The following is a 23,159-nucleotide window of genomic DNA, read 5'->3' as shown; positions in this document are numbered from 1 at the left end:
ACGCGCTGGTAAGCAGGTGCGGCCACCGCCTGCCTGACGGTATCCTCACCGCGTTCACGATCACGTGGGCATGTTCGGTAAGAGAGGTTCTATCCGTGAAGTTCCCAGGCGCCTTCCTGGCGGTGGCCGCGATCGCGGTCGCGGTGACCGGCTGTTCCGCGGTCGACAATGCGAGCAAGTCCGACGTCGCCAAGACCAAGGTCGGTGACTGCATCAACATCACCAAGAACGACGCCAACGATCCTGCGGGCGAGTCGATCGACTGCTCCTCGCCCAAGGCGGTCTACAAGGTCTTCCAGACCTTCGACAACCAGACCGCCTGCCCGACCACGGACTACACCACCTACACCGAGCAGCGGCCCAGCGGCGGCACCACCTTCATGTGCCTGGCCCCGAACCTGAAGCAGGACTCCTGCTACAACGACGGCAGCGGCGCCCTCAAGTGGGCCGACTGCGCCGCCCCGGACGCCACCATCAAGGTGCTCCAGCGCGTCGAGGGCAGCTCCGACGAGATGCAGTGCCCCGACACCACCGAGACCTTCATCACGGTGCCGGACCCGAAAGCCCTGTTCTGCCTGGGCAAGCCGAGCGCCTAAGCGTCCAGTAAGGCGACCGACGCGATCCGGTGCAGCGTGAAGTGCCGGACCGCGCCGGTCACCGGGTCGAGCGCGTCGAGCTGCCCGTTGCCGACCTTGAGCGGTTCCACCACCCGCTGTGAGGCGACGCCCTGAGCGTCGACGTAACCGATGTTCACCGGCCGCCGGACCCGCGCCGCCAGCTGCAGCAGCGCCAAGGTCGCGGCGGTATTGGTGCGGGTGCCGTCGGCGCGCACCGACTGGCCGGACTTCGCGCTGGCCGCGCGGTCCCCGGCGCGCAGTTCCGCGACCAGCAACTCCAGCTGCTCGGTGCTCGGCGGCGTCGGCCGGTAGGGGGCACGGGCATTGGGGCGCACCGTGATTCGAGCGCCGCGCGGGCGCAGGTCCACGATGGTGCCGGAGGAATCCTCGCCCGCGGGCGCGAAACCCGCGGCGCGCAACCGTTCCAGCAGTTCGCCCAGCGGAGCCTGGGCGATGGCGACGGTCGGCGCGATGGCCCGCAGGGCCAGTTCGCTCGCCACCGGCGCTGCCAGCACCTGGGCCAGCAGCGCGGGATCGTCGCTGCGCACGAAGGATTGCGCCATTCCGGCCCGCAGCTGCCCGTGCCGGCGCGCCACGTCGTCGATCAGATAGGTCAGCGCCTGCGGTACCGGCGTGCGGGAATGCGTCGTGAAGAGGCTGTGCAATTCGGCGGCGGTCAATCCGGCGTCCAGCGCCCGTCGCACCGAGTTCTCGCCGATCCGGTACACCGTGGCCGCGCCCGCGGACTCGACATCGGCGGCCAGCGCGACCCGCTGCTGCAATTCCGGCGTCAGCGGACCGGGCGCGATCACCGTCAGATCCGCCTGCACCAGAACGTAATCCAGCGGCTCCGGCAGCGCGGCCTCCATCTCGGCCTCGGCATCGGCGGCGCTGGTCGGCGCGGCGTGCAGCAGCGCCCGCGCCGCCGAACCCAGCGCGCCGCGCCCGATCAGGCCGAGCTCGGCCGCCTCGCGCAGCGTGTGCTCCACGGCCTCCAGCCGGAAATGCCTGCGCCAGCGCGGTTGCCGCCACGCCAGCAGCCGGCCGATATCGGCCGCGTCGAGCGCGGTGCCGGACGGGAACTCGGCCAGCAGCGCCAAAATGGTGCGGCGGTCGCGCGGCGCGTTCGGCATGCGCAACTCGAAAGACAGTGCGGCCAGCGGCTTGTCGTTGGCGTCGCGCATGCCGATCATCCACGGCATCCGGTCCAGCTCCAGCCAGGCCAGCGCCAGCGCGGTCCAGCGCCGGGCCGGCGGCGAGTCCAGCCAGCCGTCGGCCGCAGGCGTCGGGGCCCAGTAGTCCTCGGCGTTGTCGTACTCCGGCTCGGGTTCGGGCAGGCCCTTGGCGACCAGCTTCGCCGCAGCGAGCAACTCGACGAGCAGCCCGGCGCGGGTCTCGTCGACGCCGGTCTGCTTGGCGACGCGGCGCAGTTCGCGCACGCCGAGCCCACCGGCGCGCAGCGCCGGGGCGGGGCCCTGGCCGAGCGCGGCCAGCACGTCCTCGCAGTGCCGCAGCAGCTCACCGACCTCGCCGGCGGCGACCGCGTTCACCTCGGCCGGGGTCTGCTTGCGCGGCTCGGGCTTCGGGGGTGTGAGCGCATGGGGATGGCTGACCGGCTCGCGCCGCAGCACTTGGCCGACGGTGACCGGCAGCTCGACGGTCTCGTCGTCGACGTAGTGCAGCAATCGCCGGCTCAGCAGCTGCTGCACCGGCCGGTCGGCTGGGGTGCCGGGCGCGGCGTCCTTGGTGCGGCCGAGCGGGCTGGTGGTGGCCAGCTTGTCCAGCAGGCCGCGCGCGGCGGGCGGCAGGCCCTCCAGGGCCTTGACCACCTCGGGTTCGGTCAGCGCGTCGGGGATCTCGGTGGTGGATCCGATCGGCCACGGTAGCGCCTCGGCGGTGGCCGGGATCAGGTGCAGCTCGTCGCCGTCCGGCCAGACCAGCGCGCGGGCGCTCAATCGCTCCAGGGCGGCGTCCAGCGCGGTCTTGGTGACCCGGCCCTTCAACTGCGCCTGCAGGGCTTTGCGGGTCAGCCGGGCGCCGGTCGAGGACTTGTGCACCGCAAGGGTTTCCACGATCGCGAATTCGAGGGTGTTCAGATCGTCGGTGGCGCGCAGCACCGACGCCCGCTGCTCGGCTCGGCCGGCGAGCACCTGCATGGAGGAGGGCAGCGGTACCGCGAGATCGGGCCGCAACTGCAGCAACGCCACGAGCTGGGCATCGGTCCGGGCGCCCAGCCACCCGGCCAGAGAGGTCGCGCTCATCCGATCCAGCCTACGGTGCTGGGTCGTTGCGGTGCGAGCTCAGGGCCCGGAGGCGGTAGCGCAGCGTGACCACGCCGGGCCCGGTGAGCAGTGCGGATCGGATACTGCCCGCCGGTTCGCGAGGAACGCGCCACAGGCCGTGCGCTGCCCGGGGCGTTCCAGCTAGCATGTGGCCGTGGTGAACAAATCGAAGAAACCGTATGTCGACAATGGCTGGCCGAAGCTGGCCGAGGGTGACCACGCCGTCACCGAACTGTCGTCGACCCGCTCCGGTGGGCTCTCGCCGTTCGGCGAGGACACCGAGTTTCCGGTCCCGGTCGAGCAGCTGCCGTACATGCACCCGCATACGGTGATCAACCGCTGACTTTCGGATCGGAAACGGCCCGCGCCCTGGCGCGGGCCCCCACCCGGCGCAGCCGGGTTCCGGACACGACAAGGCCCCCGCATCGGCAGTGACGCGGGGGCCTTGTTCGTCGACGAACGGGTCAGGAGGGGAGCAGACCCTTGTTCGCCTCGTAGAAGTTCACGATGGCCGGATCGAGCTTGACTCCGTTGCCCTTGGCGGCGTTGAAGAAATCGAGCGCGGGCTGCGGGATCTGCACGCCCTGCTGCTGCACCAGCGCGACGGCGCGGTCGACGGCCTGGTAGATCTCCTGGTGCGTATCGGGGGCCTGCACCTGGGTCGGAGCCCACTTCGGGAGGGACGGCTCGGCGGGGACCTCACGCGGGGTCGGCGCGCTGCGCAGGCCGAGCGAGGAGGAGCAGGAGGGCCATGCGCCCCAGCCCTGCGAGGCGAGCACCTTCTCGGCGACGGCGATCTGCTCTTCGCGGCTGGCCTGGTGCGCGGCGGGTGCGTATTCCTGGCCGCCGTGGGCCTTCCAGGTGCTCGGGGAGAACTGCAAGCCGCCCTGGAAACCGTTGCCGGTGTTGATGCCCCAGTTGCCGCCGGCTTCGCACTGTGCGAGGCGATCCCAGTCGGAGTCGGGTGCCGCGCTGGCGTTTCCGGCCAGGGCCACGCCCGCGGTGCCGAAGATGGCGCCGGTGACGGCGACCTTGGCTACGGTGCGGCCGGTGGAGGTCGGCTTGCGATGGCGTCCACTCATATCCGGTGTCTTCCTCTCGTCCGCACCTGCGAGGCGTCTCTAATAAGATCCAGCGCTCGGAAACGGACTGAGAGGTCGTCCGTCCCGCCCTCACCCCTGTTCCAGTCGGGGTCCGGTACCCGCGGGGTGAGGCTCGGTGCGGCGGGCCGGTGGTGCCGGGGTGCCCCGGCTGGAATAGACGGTACGACGATCGCCGCGAAAAATCACTATTTGGTAACCGGCGCGTTTGCGAAGGTCTCCGCAGGGGGTGCGGTGGCGTGAAAGTGCTTCTGCGCAGCTAGAAGCCGCTCGCACCGCCCTGTAACGGTTCGATGCCGCCCCGTTATCGGTCCGTGATGTGATCAGGATCACATCCAGGGTTCGGTAACGGAGGGCTCGGGTACCTCACCTGGCGCGTCGGCCCGACCACAGGGCGTAGCCCAGACCGAGAATGAAACCGAGCGGTGCGAGCATCGCGATCAGGTACAGCCACAGCCCTGGAGTGCTGTCGCTGAGGATCGGGGTCAGGAAGATGGCGATGATCGCCAGCAACCCGAGCGCGAACAGTCCGAGCACGACATACAGAAACCCGTCGCGGCGCGGACGCGACGGCTGCGGGGCGGAAGGGTTCGTCACAAGTCGACCGTAAAACTGGTGTGCCCGGGGCATACCCACCGGGGTAGACTCGGGGGCAGTCGCGTCCTGCAAGCTTGTGGGGCGCGTTCTTTTCGCAAGCAGAAAATTTGCTCGGGCCGTTGGGGTTCCGAGTGTCGATGATGAACGGGTGAGCGCAGTGCCGACCGGCAGGGTGAAGTGGTACGACGTCGAAAAGGGCTTCGGCTTCCTTTCCCAGGATGAGGGGGAGGACGTCTACGTCCGGAGCTCGGCGCTGCCGCAGGGCATCGAATCCCTCAAGCCGGGGCAGCGCGTCGAATTCGGCATGGCCGCCGGCCGCCGCGGCCCGCAGGCGCTGAGCCTGAAGCTGCTGGAGGCCCCGCCCTCCGTGCGCCAGGGCCAGGAGCGCGAGCGCGGCCCCCGCAAGGATCCGGCCGCACCGCGCCGCACGCCCGACGAGCTGCACGGCATGGTCGAAGACATGATCACCCTGCTGGAGACGAAGGTGCAGCCGGATCTGCGCAAGGGCAAGTACCCGGATCGCAAGATGGCACAGCGCATCTCGGAGGTCGTCCGGGCCGTCGCCCGTGAGCTCGACCACTAGAACCCCGCGCCTCGGTAAAGGAGCTCGGCCCCGCGGCCGGGCTCCTTTCGCCTAGGTGAGGGGTATGTCGATCAGCGCGCTGCGGCGCCGGGTGAGGTCCTGGATCCGTTCGTCGATCCGGGACAGCCCTTCGGCGAGCACCGCGCGGGATCGCGCACAGCCCTGGATGCCGACCTCGGTGGCGCACGGCAGCAGTTCGCGGATGGCGCGGGTGGACAGGCCGGTGCCCAGCAGCTCCCGGATCCGCAGCACCGTCGCCGGGGCGCGGTCGTCGTAGATCCGGTAGTCGTTCGAATCGCGCTGGGGGACCAGCAATCCCTGCTCCTCGTAGTAGCGCAGGAGGCGGGTGGGCACGCCCGTGCGCCGGGACAACTCGCCGATCAGCATGTGACCTGCCACACGCCGGCCTTGACGTTCACACCCATGTGAATCCCTAACGTCGCCGCCATGCCAAACATTTCCGGTCCCGCTCCGACACTCGCCACCACGATCACCGGTTCCGGCCCCGCGGTCGTGCTCGCGCACGGCGCCGGTGGCGGGATCGACGCCAACTTCGGCGCGCTGATCCCGCTGCTGGCCGAACATCACACCGTCATCGGCTCCGACTACCCCGGCGACGACACGCCTCTTGACATCGATTCGCTCGCGGACGCGCTGGTCGAGGCGGCCGTCGCGGCGGGCGCGGCGGAGTTCACGATGATCGGCTACTCGCTCGGCACGGCGGTCGCCGTCCGCGCGGCGGCCCGGCACCCGGATCGGGTGCGCCGCTTGGTGCTCACCGCCGGATTCGCACGGGTGGACAACCGGGCCCGCGCCAATCTCGAACTGTGGCAGCGGTTGCTGGCCGCCGGGGACCGGGCCTCGTTCGCCCGAGTCACGCTGCTGAGCGGGTTCGGCGCGGACTTCGTGAACGCCATTCCGGCCGAACGACTTCCCGGTCTGCTGGAGCAGATGGCCGCGACCGTCCCGGGCGGCACCGCCGCTCAGGCCGCGCTGGCCGCCACGGTGGACGTCACCGCGGACCTACCGCGCGTCACGGTGCCGACGCTGGTCATCGGGCTGGCGGGCGACCTGCTGGTCGATCCGGCCAACGCGCGCGCACAGGCGGCGGCGATCCCGGGGGCCCGGTACCTCGAACTTCCGGGCGGGCACGTCGTCATGGCCGAACAGCCCGAACCGTGGCACGCGGCCGTGCTCGATTTCCTGCCGGAGCTCACATCGCGTTGATGGACCAGGCGGCGTGCGGCACGTAGAACTCGCGACCGGTCTCGTCCCGCGCCGGGATCAGCAGCTGCAACTCCACGCCGATCAGGCGCAGTTCGGGAACCGGCTGTGAATCGATCGTGATGGCGCGGGTGCCCTTCGGATACTTGTTGTAGCTCAGTTCGGCGGGCACCAGCTGGTTGTCCTCGGTGGCGTACAGGATCTGCGCCACCCACGGGGCGTCCACGATCTGCGCGGGCAGCGACAGCTGCAACGGGTAGCCCGTGGGCACCTCGAGCGACACGGTCCGGCCCTTCTCGCACCCGGACGACTCGCAGGGCAGCCCCTCGAAGACGGTGCCCGCGATGTCGGTCGCGCTCTGCGGCAGCACCCGGCAGTCCCGCATCGTCTTCGCGCAGTAGGCGAACGGCGTGACGTCGACGGTGGTCCCGTGCGCGTAGGCGGTGAGCTCGGGCGCCTGCTTCGGCGCGTTGCGGATCGCGGCGACGGTCACCACCGCCGCGACGCCGACGACGACCACCGCGGCCACCGCGAGCAAGGCGAGAATGGTGCGTCCACTGAGCCTGCGTCGCTCACTCACTGAGGGGATCTCCAGTCGGTCGGGGGATGAACGTGGTCTTGCCGGGCACCTTCTGCTCGACGTGCTGCGGCCGGTTGCCGCTCATGAAGGGCAGCAGGGTGTGGCCGCGGTAACTGAGGTAGGTCTGGGTCAGACCCACGACGAGTATTGCCGAGACCACCGCGAACCCTTTCCACCACTCCGTGGGCAGCAGCACCCCGGCGGCGCCGCCGATCACCCAGGACAGCTGCAGCACCGTCTCCGACCGGCCGAAACCGGAGGCGATCGACTCCGGCGGCAGGTCGTCCTGGATGGCCGCGTCCAGCGACACCTTCGCCAGCGCGCTCGCCGCCGAGGCGATCAGCGTGGCGATGGCCGCGCCCAGCAGGTTGTCGGCGATGATCGCGAAGATCGCGACCACCGTGCAGGCCGCGGTGCAGCCCACCACGATCAGTGACGGGCGGCCCAGCTTGAGCCGGGCGCCGGTGGCGTTGCCGGTGAAGTTGCCGATCGCCGCGGCCGCGCCGACGATCGCGAGCATGGTGGCCTGCTGCACCGGGCGATGCTCGGTGGCCTTGGCGACGAAGGCCACATAGAAGGTGAGGAAGCCGGTCAGCACCCGGATCGCGCTGTTGCCCCAGAGCCCGGTCACCACCGAGCGGCCCAGCGGCTGGCGCCGCCGCCGCGCGGGGACGTCGGGGACCTCGTGCAGTTCCTCGGTGCGGGCCTGCTCGCCGTGATAGCCGAGGGTCGTGGGCACCTCGCCCTCGGTGACCTCCACCCAGCTCGGGATGCGCAGACTCAGATAGGTGCCCGCCACCGCGATCAGCACGGCCAGCACCAGCGCGCCGTCCGAACCCGCGATATAGGCCGCCAGCGCGGCCAGCGCGCCCGCGCCGATGGTGCCGCCGACCAGACCGAAGACGGTGAGCCGGGAATTGGTGCGCACCAGGTCGATCTCCGGTGGCAGTACCCGGGGCGTCACCGCGCTCTTGAGCACCGCGAAGGACTTGCTGCCGATCATCATGCACAACGCCAGCGGATACAGCGCGACATTGTCGAACTGGAAGATCAGCACCACCGCGACCACCGCGCGCACCGCGAACGAGGTCGCCAGCGCCAGCCGGCGGCCGCGTTGCAGGCGATCCAGCAGCGGGCCGATCAGCGGCGCGATCACCGCGAACGGGGCGATGGTGATCAGCAGGTAGAGCGCCACCTTGGATTTGCTCTCGGCGGTCGCGCTGGCGAAGAACAGGGTGTTGGCCAGGGCCACCGCGATCGCCGCGTCCAGGGCGAAGTTCGTCATCGTGGCGTAGGTGAGCGCGGTCAGGCCGGACTTGTCGGCGCCGTCGGCCTTGGCCGCGCGCTGGAAGGTGGCGAAGCCCTTCTCGGTCAGCTCGCGCCCGCGCATCACCGCGACGCGAGTGACGGTGAGCTTGCGCGGGACCCGCTGCTGGCCCGGTGGGATCTGCTCGGTGGGCGGTTCCGGCGGCGGCGTGTGGTCGGTCGGGAGGGCGCGCGGTTCGGTGAGCGGGCGCGTGGCCGGGCGCGTGTCCGGCAGCGGACGTGTCGGCGGCGCGGGCGGGTCGGCGCGCGGAAAGACCTTGCGCGGGGCGCGTTTACCGGGATGACCACCGAGTTCGGAACTCAGCGGCGGCAGCGGGGCCCGCCGGTCCGGCGGCGGATACTGGTCGAACCCGGGGTGCCGATGGATCGGTGGTTCCTCCGCGCCATCCCAGGGACCACGGTCGGGACCGGTGGGATCACGAGGAGTAGTCACACGCTCAATTCTGACTGATCGGCAACGGCGCGGCTTCCAGGCCGCCCGGTTCGATGCCTCACATCGGCACGAAACGCACCTCGAAGATCGTCGGCCAGTACTTGCCGGTGATCAGGAAACGGTCGGTGCCGGGCAGGTGAGCGATGCCGTTGAGAACATCGGCGTCGGCGCGCTCGGCCGGGCCGAGCAGTCCGCGCGCGTCGATCACCGCCAGGACACGCCCGGAGTCCGGATCGATGCGGAGAATCTGGTCGGTCGGATAGTTGTTCGCGTAGACCGATCCGTCCGGCGCGCAATCCAGTTCGTTGAGCCGCGCGCCGCGGTAGCCGCGCAGGTCGACCGAGCCGGTCACCGCGAAACTCGCCGGGTCGCGGAAGGTCAGCGTGCCGGTGCCGTTGCTCATCACCAGTCGACCGGCCCGGGTGCACAGGCCCCAGCCCTCACCGTCGTAGGTGGCTTGCCCGCGCACCGCGAGACTGTCCGGGTCGCGGGCGTAGGCGGTGCGCTCCTTCCAGGTCAGCTGCCACAGCGTGCTGCCCGCCCGGGTGATGCCCTCGCCGAAGAAATCGCCGGGAACCGTCGCGTGCGCGAGCTCCGCGCCGGTCGCCAGGTCGCTGGCGCGCACCCAGGAGGCGCCGGTGAGACCGGTGCTCTCGTAGAGCACGCCGTCGTGCACCTCGAGGCCCTGGGTGAACGCCCGCGGGTCGTGCGCGCGGGTGTTCAGGACCTCGACGCGCAGCCGGATCGGCTCGCCGTCCCCGCCGCCGCAGCTGCTCATCGCGAGCAGAGAGAACAGAACAGTGACGGCCAACGAACGCGGATTGCGTTTCATACGGCAAAATGTAGGCCGTGAGCGCAGTAAGTGTTTCGGAGCCCGGCGTGAGGCCCCTGCTGGCCGATGCCGTGGACGTGGCCCGCCGTGCGCTCTTGGAGCTGGAACCGTCGGCGGTCGGCAGCCATCTCGGCGTGTCCGCCGAGGACGAGAGCGCGGCGACCCATCGTTTCGAGGCCACCCTGGGCGGCTATCGCGGCTGGCAGTGGGCGGTCGTGGTGGCGGCGCCCCCGGGAGCCGACTATGTGACGGTCAGCGAGTCGGCGCTGCTGCCGGGCCCCGATGCCCTGGTCGCCCCCGAATTCGTCCCGTGGGATCAGCGTGTCCGCCCCGGCGATCTGGCGCCCGGCGATCTGCTCGCCCCGCCCGCGAACGACCCGCGCCTGGTCCCCGGCTACGTCGTCACCGGCGACCCGGTCGTCGACGAGGTGGCCTACGAGGTCGGCCTCGGCCGCACCCAGGTGCTCAGCCTGGAGGGTCGCGCCGAAGCCGCCGACCGCTGGTACCTCGAGCACGGCCCCGACACCGACATGGCCAAGGCGGCCCCCTCCACCTGCGGCCTCTGCGGCTTCTACCTGCCTCTGGCCGGCGCCCTCCGCGCCGCCTTCGGCGTCTGCGCCAACGCCATGGGCGCCGACGGCCGCGTAGTCCACACCGAATACGGCTGCGGCGCCCACTCCGACGTCGAAGCCCCCTCCGGCAACGGCTCCCCCCTCTACGAGGCCTACGACGACGCCGCCTACGACGTCATCCCCGCCGAGTCGCTCCGCACGCCGGACGCGGAAACCTCTGTGACTACGGCCACAGTCGCCACGGAGTCCGGATCCGCTGCTGCGGTCAAGGCTGAAACCGCCGCCGACATCGCGGAGGCCGCGCCGGAGGTGTCGGCCGATCAGGAAGGCACCGATCCTGCCGGGGCTCAGTCGAGCGCGGTGGCCGCTCCCGCCACGGAAACCGCACCGGCCAGCGACGGCACCGTGGCCACCGGCAGCGCCGCCGCGCAGCGGAGCACGGCTGAAGCTGCTGCGCCCGGGACGGAAACCGCTGCCGATATCGCGGAGTCCGCACCCCAGGTCGACGCCTCGGAAGGGGCGGCGGCTGATGGCACCGCCGCAGCATCAGGCAATACCTCGGCTGACGAGGCGGTCGCGTCGGTGGGCCAGGCGAGCGGCGACGCAGTGGCTGCTGTGCAGCCGAATACGGCGGAGCCCGGCACCGAATCCGTTGCGTCCGTAACGGAGACCGCTGCTGATATCGCGGAATCCACGCCCGGGGGCGGGGCTCCGGCCGAGCAGCCGAGTGGGGCGGACAAGGTTGTTGCGGCTGCGGCGGAGACCGCTGCTGATATCGCGGAGGCTGCTCCCGAGGTCGATGCCGAGGCTCCGAGCGGGCAGGGGACTGCTGCGGCCGAGTCCGGTGTCAGCGGAGGTGGGGCTGAGCCTCACGGAGCGCCTGAGGCTGCTGCCCAGAATGGTGTGGGGCAGGCGGAGGCGTCTGCGGCGGTGAGTGTGCGGGCGAAGGGGGAGGTCGCGGTGCGGGCGGAGGCGTCCGGGGCCGAGACGGTGGACGCGCATGTCGTCGCGGAGGAAGCTTCGGAAGCGGCGGAGGAGCCGGTGACCTATGTGGCGGATAGTCGCGGTGAGGTTGTCGCGGCCGAGCAGGTCGAGATGCTCGGGGCGGCGGGGCTCGCGGAGTCGGAGTCCGGGTCATCGCACCGGTGAGTGCCGCGGATCCGTTCGATACCGGGCGGTTGCGTGCGGGAGTTCTTGCGGCCTGGCGTGATTCGCCGACGCGGCTGCGGGAGGACGCGGCCACCGAGGCGGATCTGGTGCGGGCCGGTTACCGTGACCGGCTGCTGACCGAGCTGGCGCAGAACGCCGCCGACGCCGCGGCGAAGGCCGGTGTGCCCGGGCGCATGACCGTGCGGCTGGCCGGGCGCACCCTGCACGTCAGCAACACGGGCGCGCCGCTGGATCTCGCCGGCGTGCACGCCCTGACCGCGCTGCGTGCCTCGGGCAAGGACGACGCCACCGTCGGCCGCTTCGGCGTCGGCTTCACCGCCGTCCTCTCGGTCAGCGACGACCTCGAAGTGCGCTCTACCACGGGCTCACTGCACTTCTCCCGCGATCTGACCTCGGCCGCCCTGCACGACAACGGAATTCGCCTCCCGAACGTCGGCGCCGAGCAGAGCGGGCCGACCGGCGGCACCGCGCCGAGTCCGCCACCGGACGGCGCGCGGCAATTCGCCCCTCCGGCTCTGCGGTTGGCCTGGCCTCTCGACACCGCCCCCGAACCGGGCGCGGACACCGAGGTGGTGTTGCGGCTGCGCGCGGACGTGGACACGGCGGCCCTGCTGGCGGGTATGCGTGCCGAGGCCGCCGATCTCCTGCTGGAACTTCCCGCACTGCACGGCATCCGGATCGAGGACGACGAGATCGTCAGCGCGCGCACCGAACTCGGGAACGGCCTGCAAGAGCTGCGGATCGATGGCCCGGGGTTCGACCGCCGGATCTGGTGGCAGTTCACCACGACTCGAGCGCGCTGGTTGCTGCCGGTGCGTGCGGGCAGGCCGGTCCCGGCGGGCGAGGATGTGCTGCGCGCCCCGACCAGATCCGACGAGGAACTGTCCCTGCCCGCGATCCTCATCGCCACCATCCCCATGCAGCCGGACCGCCGCCGGCTCCTGCCCGGAGCCCGCGTCGCCGAATTAGCCGCCGGATACGCCGATTTCGCCCGCGCCCTCCCACCCGCCGACCGCCTGGTCCTGGTCCCACGCCCAGGTTTCGCCCGCAGCGAGGTCGACGGCCTCCTCCGCGAAGCCCTGATCGAGCAACTCCGCACCCACTCCTGGCTGCCGATCGTCACCAACCCCGCAACCACCACGGACACCCCGCTCGAATCCGGCTCGGGTTGGGACGATCCCGCAGCCGATCGCGCACGGAGTCAAAGCGCAGCCGTCGCGACGCGTGAATCCGCCGCCCCGTTGGCCGACCTCGATCGAGCACCAGGCCCGGGCGCGGCGACACTCGGATCCGATTCGGGCCGGGGCGATCTCGATCAGGCGGCGAGCACCGGCACAACCGGATACACCACGGCCCCGGACCCCATGGCGCACGTTCCACCGACAAACCCACTGCTCGACGATCCGCACCTGCGGCCCGAGCCTTCCGGTGACACCGCCGTACCCACCCGCGCCACCGTCTTCACCGGCCTCACCCAGGACTTGGCCGACCTCCTGGACGACGTCATCGGCCCCTTGGTGATCCCCGAATTGTCCGACCGCGCCCACTCGGAGGCCCTGAACGTCCTGGACGTGCCCCGTCTGGGTCTGGCGCGCCTGGCGGAGGTCTCGGGCGGCCTGGAACGCGGCCCGCACTGGTGGCACCGCCTGTACACCGCTCTGGAACCCTTCGTGGTGGACCCGCTCTCGGCGGAGGAACTCGGCGCGCTGGCGGTCCCGCTGGCCGACGGCCGTGTGGTGACCGGCCCGCGCACCGTCGTCCTGGACGACCAACTCGCCGAACCGATTCCGGTGCACTGGTCCCGCCTGGCCCACCCCGTGGCCGCCCACCCGCTGCTGGCCCGCCTGGGCGCCCGCTCGGCGACGGCCGAGGACCTGCTGAACGATCCGGGCCTGCGCGCCGAACTGGAAGACCATCCGGACGACGCGGACATCGTCGACGCGGTACTGCGGCTGGCCTCGCACGCGAATCCGGCCTTGCTGCCGCCCTGGCTGGGCATGCTCGAATTGCCGGACAGCGCAGGCGAATCGCGCCCCGCCGACGAGCTGCTGCTGCCGGACGCCCCGCTGTACCCGCTGCTGGTCGAAGATGCCCCGTTCGGCACCCTGGACAAGGCTTTCGCCGAAGCCTATGACGCCGAGGCGTTGCGGGCGATCGGCGTGGGCTGGGATTTCGCCATCGTCACCGAAGCGGACCCGACCGGCCCCGATCACGACCTCGACGACGAGGAGCAGTGGTGGGCGGGCCTGGCGTCCGATCCGCCGGAGTTGCGCGCGGTCCGCGATCTGGACCTGGTCGACGAGATCGCCTGGCCGGATGCGTTGCACCAGTTGGTTTCCGAGCCCGCCACCCGCCGCCTGCTGCGGGACCGCGACGGCTACACGGCCTGGTGGCTGCGCCGCCACGCGCACATCGACGGCACTCCGCTGGGCTTGCTGCGCCACCCGGACGACACCGAATTCGCCGGTCTGCTGCACGAATTCGCGTTCGAGGGCTTCGCCCCGACCGATCTCGACGCGCTGCGCGCGGTCTTCGCGGACCCGGCGGCGATGCCGCCCGAGCTGGCCGCCGCCCTGCTCGAAGCCCTCGCCGATCCCGCGAAAACCCCCGCCCCCGAAACGATTTCACGTACCCACGGCCGACTGGCCGCCGCCGTTACCGCCGGCCGCCTAGAGGTGGCCGAGCTGGAGCTCCCGCCGCGGGTGCGAGCCCTGTCCGGCGCGGTGATCGACCCGGCGGACGCCGTGGTCCTGGACCAGCCCTGGTTCGCCTTCGCGCTGCCGCCCGAGCGCGTGGTCTTCGGCGACACCGAGCACGCCGCCGCGCTGGCGACCCTGCTGGATCTGCCGCGCGCTTCCGAGGCGGTGCGCGCCGAGGTGCTGGGCCCGGGGCGCCGCACGACCTGGGCGGCTGCGCCGCTGGGCGCGGTGCTGCGGGAAATGTTCACGCTGCCAACGCGAAACGGTGATCTGGTGCTGCACGACGAGCTGCGCGTGCGGCTGGACGGCGCCGCCCAGGGCACCGTCGAGGTGCCCTGGTGGCGCGAGGGGGAGACGACGCACCTGCGGCTGCCCGAGGTGCGCTGAGTTCAGCGCGGCGTCGCGTACCCGGTGAGCATTTCGCTGAGCAGATCGAGCTGGGTGCGCACCGCGGCGCTGTCGTTGTCGACGAGCCACCGCAGCACCATGCCGTCGATGACTTCGAGCAGGAACCGGCTCAGCGACTGCACCGGGACCGTCCACTGGGTGGCCGTGGCGTCGCGGGCGTGATCGAGGATGTCGGCGACGGTGGCGTCGTTGAACGCGTACTGTTCGCGCGCGATTGCGAGTTTCGCGGGGGTTTGCTCACCTTCCCGCAGCGCGTAAGTAGTGGTTTCGTAGGTGAGTAGTTGCCGCTCGGGTGTGGCTTCAATGTTGAGCCACATGAGTTCGAGTGCCGCGCGCACCAATTTTTGAAGCGCTTCTTTTCCACTTCCGACGTCTTGCCACACCGTTTCATTGGCGTCGACAGAATCGCGCAATTCCATCGACAGCGCCTTGACCAGCTCGGTCATCAGCGCATCCTTATTTTCGAAACAGTAATGCACCACACCGAGCGAGACCCCTGCTGCCTGTGCCACATCACGCGTGGTCACACCGGCAACGCCCTTTTTCTCGGCTAGCCCAATAGCCGCCTCGATAAGGTGGGCCCGTCGTTCTTCGACGCTCAATCGGGAGGACACCCCAGGGAGTTAAGCGCCCGTGGCGCGTGCAGTCAATTCGCTGGCGATAAAAACTTGCACTGGACGTGCGTCCAACTCTGTGGTTCGCTGCCTTCGGAGCACTAAGGAGTACCCGTATGTCGTTGTCGCGCAGGTCCGTTCTCGCTGGAACCGTGGCGGGGTCGGCCGCCCTGGCCGCCGTCGCGGCGACCGGCGGCGTGCCCGGGGTCCGAGGCGCCACCGCCGCGGCCGACCCCGGTGGCGGTTACCTCGTCGGCCTCGGCATCTCCGACATCACCGGTCCGGCCGCCGAGTGCGGCATGATGGGCTACTCCCAGCTGGAGCAGACCACGGCGGGAATTCACCTGCGCCCCAGGGTGCGCGCCTACATCGTCGCCGCCGGCGATAAGCGGGTGGCGTTCGTGGTGGCCGACAACGGCATGATCTTCGGATCCGTGCATCGCGGTGTAATGCTGGAGCTCGCAAGCCGTTTCGGTGATCTCTACACCGAGCAGAACGTGCTGCTCACCTCGACCCACTCGCACGCCACCTGCGGCGGATCCAGCCACGACTACGCCTACAACCTCGCGATTCTGGGCTTCCAGCAACAGGTTTACGACGCCGAGGTCGCCGGCATCGTGGAGGCCGTCGCCGCCGCGCACGCCGACCTGAGCCCCGGCACGCTGGCGCTGGGGCGCGGCGAACTGCACGACGCGAGCGTCAACCGGTCGCGGGTGGCCTTCGATCGCAATCCGGCCGCCGACCGCGCGTACTTCCCGCCCACCGCCATCGACCCGGCGGTGACCGCGCTCTCGATCAGCAAGGGCGGCAAGCAGGTCGGCGCGATCACCTGGTTCGCCACGCACAACACCTCGATGAGCAACAAGAATCGCTTGATCAGCTCCGACAACAAGGGTTACGCCGCGTTCGCGCACGAGCACACCGAGCGCGGGGTCCGATACCTGGACGGCGCCCCGGATTTCGTGGCCGCGTTCGCGCAGACCAACGCCGGTGACATGTCACCGAACCTGAACCTGCGCCCCACCTCCGGGCCCACCGAGGACGAGTTCGAGAACACCCGCATCATCGGCGAACGTCAGTACCTGGCCTCGAAAACGGCGCTGGCGCAGGCGCGGCCGATCGAGGGCGCGGTCGACGCGCTGCTCTGCTACATCGACCTGGCCGACATCGCCGTCGACGGCCGCTTCACCCCCGACGGGCAGCCCGGACGCACCTCGCCGGCCGCCGCCGGTGTCGCGCTGATCGCGGGCAGCGTCGAGGACGGGCCCGGCCTACCCGGCGTCCCGATCCCCGAGGGCGTGCGCAACCCCTTCGTGGACGCCCTCGGCGACCCCCGGCAGCCCACGCCGAGCTGGCTCGCCGACGCCCAGGCCCCCAAGGCGATCGTGGCGCCGCTCGGGCTGCTGCCGCCGGCGGCCTGGGTGCCCAGCGTGGTGCCGATCCAGATCATGCGGATCGGGGAGCTGTACCTGGCCGCCGCCGGCGGCGAGTTCACCATCATGTCCGGGCTGCGCGTCCGCCGGGCGGTGGCCGCGGCGCTGGGCGTGCCGGTGGAGCAGGTGCTCATGCAGGGCTACGCGAACACCTACCACGAATACGTCACCACCCCCGAGGAATACGACGCCCAGCAGTACGAGGGCGGCTCGACGCTGTTCGGCCGCTACACCCTGCCCGCCTACCTGCAGGAATTCACCCGCTTGGCAACGGCTTTCGCGGCCCGGCAGCCGATCGGCCGGGGTCCCGCGCCGCGTGACGTCTCGGCGATGCAGCCCAATTTCGTTCCGGCGCCCGGCCCGGACGCCGCCCCGGCCGGGCGCGCGTTCGGCGACGTGCTCACCCAGCCCGCCCCGGCCTACCCGCGCGGGGCCCGGGTCGAGGTCGAATTCGTCTCCGCGCATCCGAAACACAATCCGCGCCGCAACGGCACCTTCCTGGAGGTGCAGCGCCGCGACGGCGCGGGCGGCTGGGCGCGGGTGGCCAACGAGGGCGAATGGGCGGTGCGCTACCACTGGAGCAAACGCGGCAGTGCCGAATCCGTGGCCCGCTTCACCTGGGATGCTCCCGCCGAGGCCGCGGGCACCTACCGGTTCGTGCACTTCGCGGACAGCTTGGCCGCGGACGGCGCACTGCGTCCCTTCACCGGGACCAGCGCCGAGTTCACGCTCGGCTAGAGCCCGGTCTGCGCGCCCTTGTCACCGCGGCGCGCGCCCCGGCGCTGGATCAGGAAGATGGTGGTGCCGAGCAACCCGACCGCCAGCCCCATCAGGCACACCGGCCGCAGTGACTCCCAGCGGTCCCCACTGGTCCACACGACGACGGTGGCGATCAGCCACAGGGCGCTACCGACCGCCAGCACAGGGCGTGGATCGGTGAAGCGCGGCGGGATCTGCGGCACTTGCTGAGTCACCGGCCAAGCCTAGGCCCACCCGTCGCCCGACCACCACCCCCCACGGAATCGCCGGCGCGATGCTGTGAGAACCCCCTGCCCGTCCTGCGCAGGTCCCGTATCGTTTGCCCTTGTGACCATGCCATCGGATGTTCGAGCCCTCGCCGGTGAGCTCTCACTCGCCGTAGTACGGCTGACGCGACATCTGCGGGGCCGCCGCGCCGATGCACAGATCTCGTTGACCCAGCTGTCGGCCCTGGCCACCCTGCACCGCGATGGCGCCATGACACCGGGTGCGCTGGCCGCGAAGGAGCGGGTGCAGCCGCCGTCGATGACCCGGGTCATCGCCTCGCTCACCGACCTGCAACTGGTGGAGCGCAAACCGCACCCCACCGACGGCCGGCAGATCATCGTCTCGCTCTCCGACGCGGGCCGCGCCCTGATCGACGACGAGGCCAGCGCCCGCGAGGCCTGGATGACCGATCAGCTCTCCCAGCTCACCGACGAACAGCTGGTCACCCTGACCAGGGCCGTCGGCATCATGAAGCAGATCGTCACCGAGTCGGAGTAGGGCTCAGCGGGCGTATTCCTGCGCGAAGGGCTGATCGCTGTCCACGATCTCGCGCCCGAGCGGGAACAGCGACAGCGGGATCATCTTCAGGTTCGCCCAGCCGAACGGGATGCCGATGATCGACACGAACAGGGGGATGCTGGTCAGCAGATGCCCCAGCGCCAGCCACCAGCCCGCGAAGACGAACCAGATGATGTTGCCGATCATCGAGCCCGGCCGCACCCCCGGTTTCTCCACCGCGGTGCGCCCGAACGGCCACAGCGCGTAGGCCGCGATCCGGAACGAGGCGATGCCCCAGGGAATCGTGATGATCAGGATGCAGCAGATGACGCCGGCTACCAGGTAGCCGACCGCCATCCAGAACCCGGCGAAGATGAGCCAGAGGATGTTGAGAACCAGCTGAATCGGCTTCATGCTCCCAGGATACGGCGGGATTCTGGGACGGGGGTGTCAGAAATGCCAGCCCAGCTCCGCGTCCCGTTCGGTCGCGAAGGCGTGCTCCAGCGCCGGCAACTGCGCGGAATCCTTCACCTGCAACCGATTCGCGGCCGCGAACAACCGCGCCGGATAGGCGCCGAAGTACAGGCTGCCCAGCACGTCGATGCCGAGTTCGACCTCCGCGGGACGGGTGGTGGGCGCGCATTCGGCGTGCCCGTCCCGCACGGTGAGCGCGAAGGTGCCGCCCGCCTCGCGGAACGGATCGTGCACGGCCAGAACGGTATCCAGGTCGGCGCTGTAGGACCGGGCGGTCAGCGCGGCGGGCACGTCCATGAGCCGCAGCCACAGGGTGTCGTAGCGGGCCTCGGTGCGCACCAGCCGCAGGTCGGTCAGCAGGCAGGGCAGCGGATCGTGCTCGCTGAGCGTCGCCTCGATCCGGGTGACGAGTTCCAGCCCGAACAGCGTCCGCCAGAGCGCGGCGTGCGCGTCGGTGGTCACCGTGCGCATTTCCACCACCTCCACCTCCGTGCCGCTGTCGCGGTGGTGGTAGCGGTAGAGCAGGTAGCCGTCGGCGTGCAGCAGCACGAACAGCTGGGTGCCGCCCCCGCGCCAGCCCTCCGGATCGCTGAACCGGATCTGCCAGGACGCGTCCGGGCGGGCCTGCACGCCGGGCGTGAGGCGCCGGAACCGGTCGTAGATCGCTTTGATCTGCTCGCCGGACGCGGGCAGGGTGGACAGCTCGACGCCGCCCGGGTCGGGCGCGGTGGAGCGGAACTCGGCGAAGCGCCGATCGATGGTGACCCGGCTCTCCCGGATCGTCGGGCCGTAGCCGAACCGCCCGTAGATGGCGCCCTGACTGGCGGTGAAGATGGTCAGCGGCACGCCCGCCGCCTCGGTGCGCCGGTGCTGTTCGGTGTACATCGCCCGCAGGATTCCGCGCCGGCGGTGTTGCGGCGCCACCGTGACCCCGGCGATGCCGGTGGCCTCGACCGTGCGCTCGCCCGGCACGGTCAGCGTCATCGTGCGGGACTTGGTGTGGCCGACCACCCGGTCGCCGTCCACCGCCACGATGGCGTCCTCGGGTACGAACAACTCCGCCGCTCGCTGCCGGTAGGCCGCGTCGGAGGGCCAGGTGAACGCCGTCGCGCCCAGCAGCCAGATCTGTTCCGCGTCCGCGGCGGTCGCCGGGCGAATGGTGATCTCGGATCCGATCGTCATCATCCGACGATCCCACGGATCGCGCTCAGCCCGCATCCGAATTCCGGCGGCCACGCCAGCGGCGACCGGGTGGTGTCGGTGGTCTTCCGCGTGACCGGGCAGGATATGGGCCGTGGCTGAAGTGATCGATATCGGCGATCCCGCGGATCCGCGGGTCGACGATTTCCGCGATCTCTCCTCCGCCGACCGCAGGCCGGACCTGCCGGGGCGGAAGGGGCTGGTGATCGCGGAGGGGGTGGTTGTCGTACAGCGCATGCTGGACTCGCGGTTCGCGCCGAGTGCGCTGCTCGGCGTGGGCAGGAAATATGAGCAGCTGGCAGCGGATCTGGCGGGGGTGGACGTGCCGTACTACCGCGCCGACGCCGACGTGATGGCCCGGATCGTCGGATTCCATCTGAATCGCGGCGTGCTGGCGGTCGCGCCGCGCCCCGCCGAGTTGCGTCTGGACGAGGTGCTCGCGGAGGCGCGCACGGTGGCCGTGCTCGAGGGTGTGAACGACCACGAGAACCTCGGGTCGATGTTCCGCAACGCCGCGGGCCTGGGCGCCGACGCCGTACTGTTCGGCGAGCGCTGCGCGGATCCGCTGTACCGGCGCGCGGTGCGGGTCTCGATGGGGCACGTGCTGCGGGTGCCGTTCGCCACCGTTCCGGACTGGCCGGGCGGCCTGGATATGCTGCGCGACAAGGGGTTTCAGATCATCGCGTTGACACCCAATTCGGCGGCGGTGAATCTGGCCACCGCGATGACGGGGGAGCGGGTGGCGTTGCTGCTGGGCGCGGAAGGGCCGGGGTTGACCGAGGAGGCCATGCGGGCCACCGACATCCGGGCGCGCATCCCGATGTCGCCGGGCACCGATTCGCTGAACGTGGCGACGGCGGCCGCGATGGCGTTCTATGAACGGGTGAGGACATCGTGAACCCGGGAGAACTCCGGGAGCCGACCCCGTGGGCCTCGGGCATCACCGTCACGGTGCTGGTCGCCCTGCTGACCGCGGCGGCGGTTTTCTCCTTCGGTGACGCGCTGGCCCGCGTGCATCCGCTGCTGTCGATCGCGGTGAACCTGATCGCGGCCGGCGGCGCCGCGCCCTCCGCCTGGCGCTGGCGGTTCACGCCGGTGGTCAGGTGGGTGGTGGCGGGCGTCGCGGCCGGAGTGCTGCTGGCCTGGTTCGCGCTGCTGCTCGGACTGGTGTTCGGCTGAGGTCAGGAGACGCGATCGCGTCCGCGAATCCAGTGCAGGATGCTGCGGCGCGCGGGCCGCACGGCTAGATCGGGCTCGGCCGGCAGGGGCAGGGCGCCCGGGTCGGGGGCCTGGCCCTTGGGGTAGAGCGTGAAGCCGCAGACCGCGATATCGCGCGGCAGCACCGCCTCGGCGTGCGCCGCGGCGCGGTAGCGGAACCCGAGCCACTCGTGGTTGGCGGCGTCGGAGAATTCCGGCGGGTCGAACGGCAGCATCTGCGGATCCGGTAACTCTCCGGCGCGCCAGCGCACCGGATGCTCCCCGGCCCAGTACGGCCGCTCCCAGACCAGCGGCAGGCCCTCGTCCTCGAGGATGTTCACCCGGGTGGAGCTGAACGCGCGGCGGAATTCGCCGCGCTCCCAGTGCGCGTAGGCGCCCCAGGCATAGGCGGAGTCGAAGGCGATCAGGTAGGTGTGCTCGGAGGCGAGCGGGCGGACCAGCAAGTCCGGCAGCGCGGTCGGGCGCACCAGCGCGGCCTGGGCCGAGCACAGCACGGTGACGCCGGGATAGCAGCCGATGTACACCTCGTTCACGGCCGGGCCGGCGCACTCGGCCAGCGTGCCGATCGCTCTCGGGAGGACGTCGCGTTCGGGGTGCAGCTGTTTGGCCAGAGCCAGCGCGGCTTCCGGGTCCGGGTCGCGGTGATCGCGCAGCACCGCCAGCGGGTCGGAGGCGTCGACGTACCAGAGAGTCGAGGCTTTGGACAGCATTTGACGGCCACCTCCCGATGGTTGCACCCAGCGAACTGCCCGCCACCGACATGTGTGTCGGCGACTCACAGAGAAATCTACCCGTCCAAATCGGTCGATGCCGCGGGTTCGACGGCGAACACGCCAGCGGGACTCAAATATTCGAGTTTCAGATAGCTGTCAGCAACCGCGAGGCGCTGTCAGTGCCCGGAGCTGCGGACGCCGAGCAAGACGTCCTCCCACGAGGGCATCGGCGCCTTGCCGCGCTTGTTGCGGGTGGCCTTGGCCGGAGCGGGCTTGGCGGTCTTCTTCTCCGCCGGAGCGGGAGTCTGGGCGGCGGCGGGCGCGGCCGGCGTGCTGCTCGGCTTCGGCGTGGCCGGTTGCGGCTCGGCGGGCGGCACGGAGCCCGCGTTGACCGTCGGCGTATTGCTCGCCGCGGGCGTGCTGCCGCCCGCGCCGACCGTCGGGGCGCCCGTACCGACGGTGGCAGCCGGGACATTCCCGCCCGCCGTGACGGTGGACGCCGCCGCTGCGGCGGGGGTGGCCGCAGCCGGGGCCGACGCGGCTGCCGGAGGCTGCGCCGCGGCCGGAGTGTGCGCCGCGGCCGGAGGCTGCGCGGCCGCCGGAGTGTGCGCAGCGGGCACGGTCGCCGGGGGAGTGGTGCTCGCGGCGGGCACGGCCGCCGCGCTGCCACCCGCGGCGACAGCGCGCTGCGGTTCGTAGTACTCGTCCACGGCGGGCGCGGTCTGCCGGGCGACGGGGCGCGGCGGCACCGTGGCCTCGCGCGTCGCCGGGCGCGTCTCGGCGGGCCGGTTGGACTCCACCACCGGGGGCAGTTCCGGCTCCGGAGCGGGAGCTTCGACCTCGGCCGCGGCGGGCAGGATCGTCGCGAGCCCGCGCAGGGCCCGGCCGAAATCGGGATCGACCAGGTCGGCGGCGGGATCGTCGAGCGGGGAGACCGAACCGCCGTGCGCGTCGGGCTGGTAGCGCCAGTGCGCGGCGATCTCGGAATGCCCGTTCTGCCACTGCAACTGGGCGACCCAGTAGCCCTTCTCGTCCTTCCAGGCATCCCACTCGGCGTTGTCGAGGGTGTGCCCGCGCTCGGTGAACGCGGCGGTGACGATATCGATCAGGGTTTCCACGGCGGGACCGTCGGGCCGCACGGGGTGCGCCTTCTGCGCCAGCTCCGCGGCCCGGGCGCGCTCCAGCAGCACCGGGTAGGCGAAACGTTCGACCCGGCTGGCGGGCATGCCGGACTCTTCGGTGACCTGTTCCACGGAGGCCCCGGCACGGATACGAGCTTGAATATCGCGGGGACGCATAGTTGCTTCCATCTCGATCTCAATCTGGCCGAATCGGGCAAGGTCTCCGCGGGCGGCGGCTCGAAGTTTGTCGTCGGCGGGCAGCCGGTATTTGGTGCCGGTCTCGGTGTCGATGCACACGATGTGCGTGGAGTCGGGCGTCACCCCGATCACTCGAAGTTCACGCACCGTTACCTCCTTATCGCGTCGGCTCGCGACACCGCCCACTGCTCTTGCGAAACAGTAGTGCACAGTTGTTGTTCTCGCGGCAAGACACGCGGGC

At 70.8% G+C, this 23,159-nt stretch carries 23 protein-coding genes; 10 read left to right on the top strand and 13 right to left on the bottom strand.

Annotated elements, in window-relative coordinates:
* The first annotated feature begins 95 nt into the window (after window positions 1-95).
* Entirely contained in the window at window positions 96-596 is a 501-nt protein-coding gene (locus tag AB0I43_RS26595) for a hypothetical protein (protein WP_356975088.1), read from the top strand.
* Here AB0I43_RS26595 and AB0I43_RS26590 read toward each other — a convergent pair.
* A complete protein-coding gene (locus AB0I43_RS26590; protein ID WP_357432749.1) occupies window positions 593-2,878 on the bottom strand; it encodes a helicase-associated domain-containing protein in 2,286 nt (761 codons plus the stop codon). The genes AB0I43_RS26595 and AB0I43_RS26590 overlap by 4 nt on opposite strands.
* A 175-nt stretch (window positions 2,879-3,053) precedes the next feature.
* Between AB0I43_RS26590 and AB0I43_RS26585 the strand changes: the two genes are divergently transcribed.
* Entirely contained in the window at window positions 3,054-3,242 is a 189-nt protein-coding gene (locus tag AB0I43_RS26585; protein ID WP_356975092.1) for a hypothetical protein, read from the top strand.
* Window positions 3,243-3,363: 121 nt separating this feature from the next.
* On the opposite strand, the gene AB0I43_RS26580 is transcribed toward AB0I43_RS26585, so the two are convergent.
* Window positions 3,364-3,981, bottom strand: a complete 618-nt coding sequence (locus AB0I43_RS26580) for a resuscitation-promoting factor Rpf1 domain-containing protein (protein WP_356975094.1) — start codon at window positions 3,979-3,981, stop codon at window positions 3,364-3,366.
* A gap of 384 nt (window positions 3,982-4,365) precedes the next feature.
* On the bottom strand, window positions 4,366-4,596 hold the full coding sequence (locus tag AB0I43_RS26575; RefSeq protein WP_357432748.1) for a hypothetical protein: 231 nt from the start codon (window positions 4,594-4,596) through the stop codon (window positions 4,366-4,368).
* Window positions 4,597-4,753: 157 nt separating this feature from the next.
* Between AB0I43_RS26575 and AB0I43_RS26570 the strand changes: the two genes are divergently transcribed.
* Window positions 4,754-5,179: a cold-shock protein gene (locus AB0I43_RS26570; RefSeq protein ID WP_356975281.1), complete on the top strand. Its 426-nt coding sequence runs from the start codon at window positions 4,754-4,756 to the stop codon at window positions 5,177-5,179.
* Between the two features lie 51 nt (window positions 5,180-5,230).
* Here the strand turns inward: AB0I43_RS26570 and AB0I43_RS26565 are convergent, their stop codons facing one another.
* Complete coding sequence (locus tag AB0I43_RS26565) at window positions 5,231-5,578, bottom strand: MerR family transcriptional regulator (protein ID WP_357432747.1); 348 nt, start codon at window positions 5,576-5,578, stop codon at window positions 5,231-5,233.
* Window positions 5,579-5,626: 48 nt separating this feature from the next.
* On the opposite strand from AB0I43_RS26565, the gene AB0I43_RS26560 reads away from it, so the two are divergent.
* Window positions 5,627-6,406 carry an alpha/beta hydrolase gene (locus tag AB0I43_RS26560; protein WP_357432746.1) on the top strand — a complete coding sequence of 260 codons (780 nt, stop codon included), beginning with the start codon at window positions 5,627-5,629 and terminating at the stop codon, window positions 6,404-6,406.
* Here AB0I43_RS26560 and AB0I43_RS26555 read toward each other — a convergent pair.
* The 3 genes from AB0I43_RS26555 to AB0I43_RS26545 are packed head-to-tail and all read right to left on the bottom strand — an operon-like array spanning window position 6,393 to window position 9,574.
* Window positions 6,393-6,983: a DUF2771 domain-containing protein gene (locus AB0I43_RS26555; RefSeq protein ID WP_356975102.1), complete on the bottom strand. Its 591-nt coding sequence runs from the start codon at window positions 6,981-6,983 to the stop codon at window positions 6,393-6,395. The two genes, AB0I43_RS26560 and AB0I43_RS26555, sit on opposite strands and share 14 nt — an antisense overlap.
* Window positions 6,976-8,742 carry an MFS transporter gene (locus AB0I43_RS26550; RefSeq protein ID WP_357432745.1) on the bottom strand — a complete coding sequence of 589 codons (1,767 nt, stop codon included), beginning with the start codon at window positions 8,740-8,742 and terminating at the stop codon, window positions 6,976-6,978. The genes AB0I43_RS26555 and AB0I43_RS26550 overlap by 8 nt, the downstream gene beginning before the upstream one ends.
* Before the next feature lie 58 nt (window positions 8,743-8,800).
* Window positions 8,801-9,574 (bottom strand): glutaminyl-peptide cyclotransferase, encoded by a 774-nt coding sequence (locus tag AB0I43_RS26545; protein WP_356975106.1) that lies wholly within the window; start codon window positions 9,572-9,574, stop codon window positions 8,801-8,803.
* Between the two features lie 47 nt (window positions 9,575-9,621).
* Between AB0I43_RS26545 and AB0I43_RS26540 the strand changes: the two genes are divergently transcribed.
* Both AB0I43_RS26540 and AB0I43_RS26535 read left to right on the top strand, forming a co-directional pair.
* A complete protein-coding gene (locus tag AB0I43_RS26540; RefSeq protein WP_356975108.1) occupies window positions 9,622-11,295 on the top strand; it encodes a DUF3027 domain-containing protein in 1,674 nt (557 codons plus the stop codon).
* Window positions 11,292-14,402: an ATP-binding protein gene (locus tag AB0I43_RS26535; RefSeq protein WP_356975110.1), complete on the top strand. Its 3,111-nt coding sequence runs from the start codon at window positions 11,292-11,294 to the stop codon at window positions 14,400-14,402. The genes AB0I43_RS26540 and AB0I43_RS26535 overlap by 4 nt, the downstream gene beginning before the upstream one ends.
* Window positions 14,403-14,404: 2 nt before the next feature.
* Here the strand turns inward: AB0I43_RS26535 and AB0I43_RS26530 are convergent, their stop codons facing one another.
* Window positions 14,405-15,025 carry a TetR/AcrR family transcriptional regulator gene (locus tag AB0I43_RS26530; protein WP_356975111.1) on the bottom strand — a complete coding sequence of 207 codons (621 nt, stop codon included), beginning with the start codon at window positions 15,023-15,025 and terminating at the stop codon, window positions 14,405-14,407.
* 128 nt (window positions 15,026-15,153) lie between these two features.
* On the opposite strand from AB0I43_RS26530, the gene AB0I43_RS26525 reads away from it, so the two are divergent.
* Entirely contained in the window at window positions 15,154-17,208 is a 2,055-nt protein-coding gene (locus tag AB0I43_RS26525) for a neutral/alkaline ceramidase (RefSeq protein WP_356975113.1), read from the top strand.
* On the opposite strand, the gene AB0I43_RS26520 is transcribed toward AB0I43_RS26525, so the two are convergent.
* Window positions 17,205-17,444, bottom strand: a complete 240-nt coding sequence (locus AB0I43_RS26520) for a DUF2530 domain-containing protein (protein ID WP_356975115.1) — start codon at window positions 17,442-17,444, stop codon at window positions 17,205-17,207. The genes AB0I43_RS26525 and AB0I43_RS26520 overlap by 4 nt on opposite strands.
* 118 nt (window positions 17,445-17,562) lie before the next feature.
* Between AB0I43_RS26520 and AB0I43_RS26515 the strand changes: the two genes are divergently transcribed.
* On the top strand, window positions 17,563-17,994 hold the full coding sequence (locus tag AB0I43_RS26515) for a MarR family transcriptional regulator (RefSeq protein WP_356975283.1): 432 nt from the start codon (window positions 17,563-17,565) through the stop codon (window positions 17,992-17,994).
* A gap of 3 nt (window positions 17,995-17,997) precedes the next feature.
* On the opposite strand, the gene AB0I43_RS26510 is transcribed toward AB0I43_RS26515, so the two are convergent.
* Both AB0I43_RS26510 and AB0I43_RS26505 read right to left on the bottom strand, forming a co-directional pair.
* On the bottom strand, window positions 17,998-18,408 hold the full coding sequence (locus tag AB0I43_RS26510; protein WP_356975117.1) for a YccF domain-containing protein: 411 nt from the start codon (window positions 18,406-18,408) through the stop codon (window positions 17,998-18,000).
* Between the two features lie 36 nt (window positions 18,409-18,444).
* The gene (locus tag AB0I43_RS26505; protein ID WP_356975119.1) at window positions 18,445-19,653 is read right to left on the bottom strand and encodes a GNAT family N-acetyltransferase; all 1,209 of its coding nucleotides are present in this window, start codon (window positions 19,651-19,653) and stop codon (window positions 18,445-18,447) included.
* Window positions 19,654-19,762: 109 nt separating this feature from the next.
* On the opposite strand from AB0I43_RS26505, the gene AB0I43_RS26500 reads away from it, so the two are divergent.
* Entirely contained in the window at window positions 19,763-20,566 is an 804-nt protein-coding gene (locus AB0I43_RS26500) for an RNA methyltransferase (protein WP_356975121.1), read from the top strand.
* Complete coding sequence (locus tag AB0I43_RS26495; RefSeq protein ID WP_356975123.1) at window positions 20,563-20,847, top strand: DUF2537 domain-containing protein; 285 nt, start codon at window positions 20,563-20,565, stop codon at window positions 20,845-20,847. Before AB0I43_RS26500 ends, AB0I43_RS26495 begins: the two co-directional genes overlap by 4 nt.
* 2 nt (window positions 20,848-20,849) lie before the next feature.
* On the opposite strand, the gene AB0I43_RS26490 is transcribed toward AB0I43_RS26495, so the two are convergent.
* Both AB0I43_RS26490 and sepH read right to left on the bottom strand, forming a co-directional pair.
* Window positions 20,850-21,596, bottom strand: coding sequence for a hypothetical protein (locus tag AB0I43_RS26490; RefSeq protein WP_356975125.1), 747 nt, complete (start codon window positions 21,594-21,596; stop codon window positions 20,850-20,852).
* 179 nt (window positions 21,597-21,775) lie between these two features.
* Complete coding sequence (gene sepH / locus AB0I43_RS26485; protein ID WP_356975127.1) at window positions 21,776-23,065, bottom strand: septation protein SepH; 1,290 nt, start codon at window positions 23,063-23,065, stop codon at window positions 21,776-21,778.
* Between the last annotated feature and the right edge of the window lie 94 nt (window positions 23,066-23,159).

The organism is Nocardia sp. NPDC050435 (assembly GCF_040655395.1).
In the GTDB taxonomy this organism is placed as follows: domain Bacteria; phylum Actinomycetota; class Actinomycetes; order Mycobacteriales; family Mycobacteriaceae; genus Nocardia.
Note: the sequence above shows the minus strand (reverse complement) of the source record. Positions and strands in the feature narration are given on the sequence as shown.

Coding starts and splice junctions, on each gene's coding strand:
- AB0I43_RS26510 (WP_356975117.1), bottom strand. CDS start 18,408: ATGAAGCCGATTCAGCTGGTTCTCAACATCCTCTGGCTCATCTTCGCC.
- AB0I43_RS26515 (WP_356975283.1), top strand. CDS start 17,563: ATGCCATCGGATGTTCGAGCCCTCGCCGGTGAGCTCTCACTCGCCGTA.
- AB0I43_RS26525 (WP_356975113.1), top strand. CDS start 15,154: ATGTCGTTGTCGCGCAGGTCCGTTCTCGCTGGAACCGTGGCGGGGTCG.
- AB0I43_RS26545 (WP_356975106.1), bottom strand. CDS start 9,574: ATGAAACGCAATCCGCGTTCGTTGGCCGTCACTGTTCTGTTCTCTCTG.
- AB0I43_RS26505 (WP_356975119.1), bottom strand. CDS start 19,653: ATGATGACGATCGGATCCGAGATCACCATTCGCCCGGCGACCGCCGCG.
- AB0I43_RS26490 (WP_356975125.1), bottom strand. CDS start 21,596: ATGCTGTCCAAAGCCTCGACTCTCTGGTACGTCGACGCCTCCGACCCG.
- AB0I43_RS26560 (WP_357432746.1), top strand. CDS start 5,627: ATGCCAAACATTTCCGGTCCCGCTCCGACACTCGCCACCACGATCACC.
- AB0I43_RS26590 (WP_357432749.1), bottom strand. CDS start 2,878: ATGAGCGCGACCTCTCTGGCCGGGTGGCTGGGCGCCCGGACCGATGCC.
- AB0I43_RS26580 (WP_356975094.1), bottom strand. CDS start 3,981: ATGAGTGGACGCCATCGCAAGCCGACCTCCACCGGCCGCACCGTAGCC.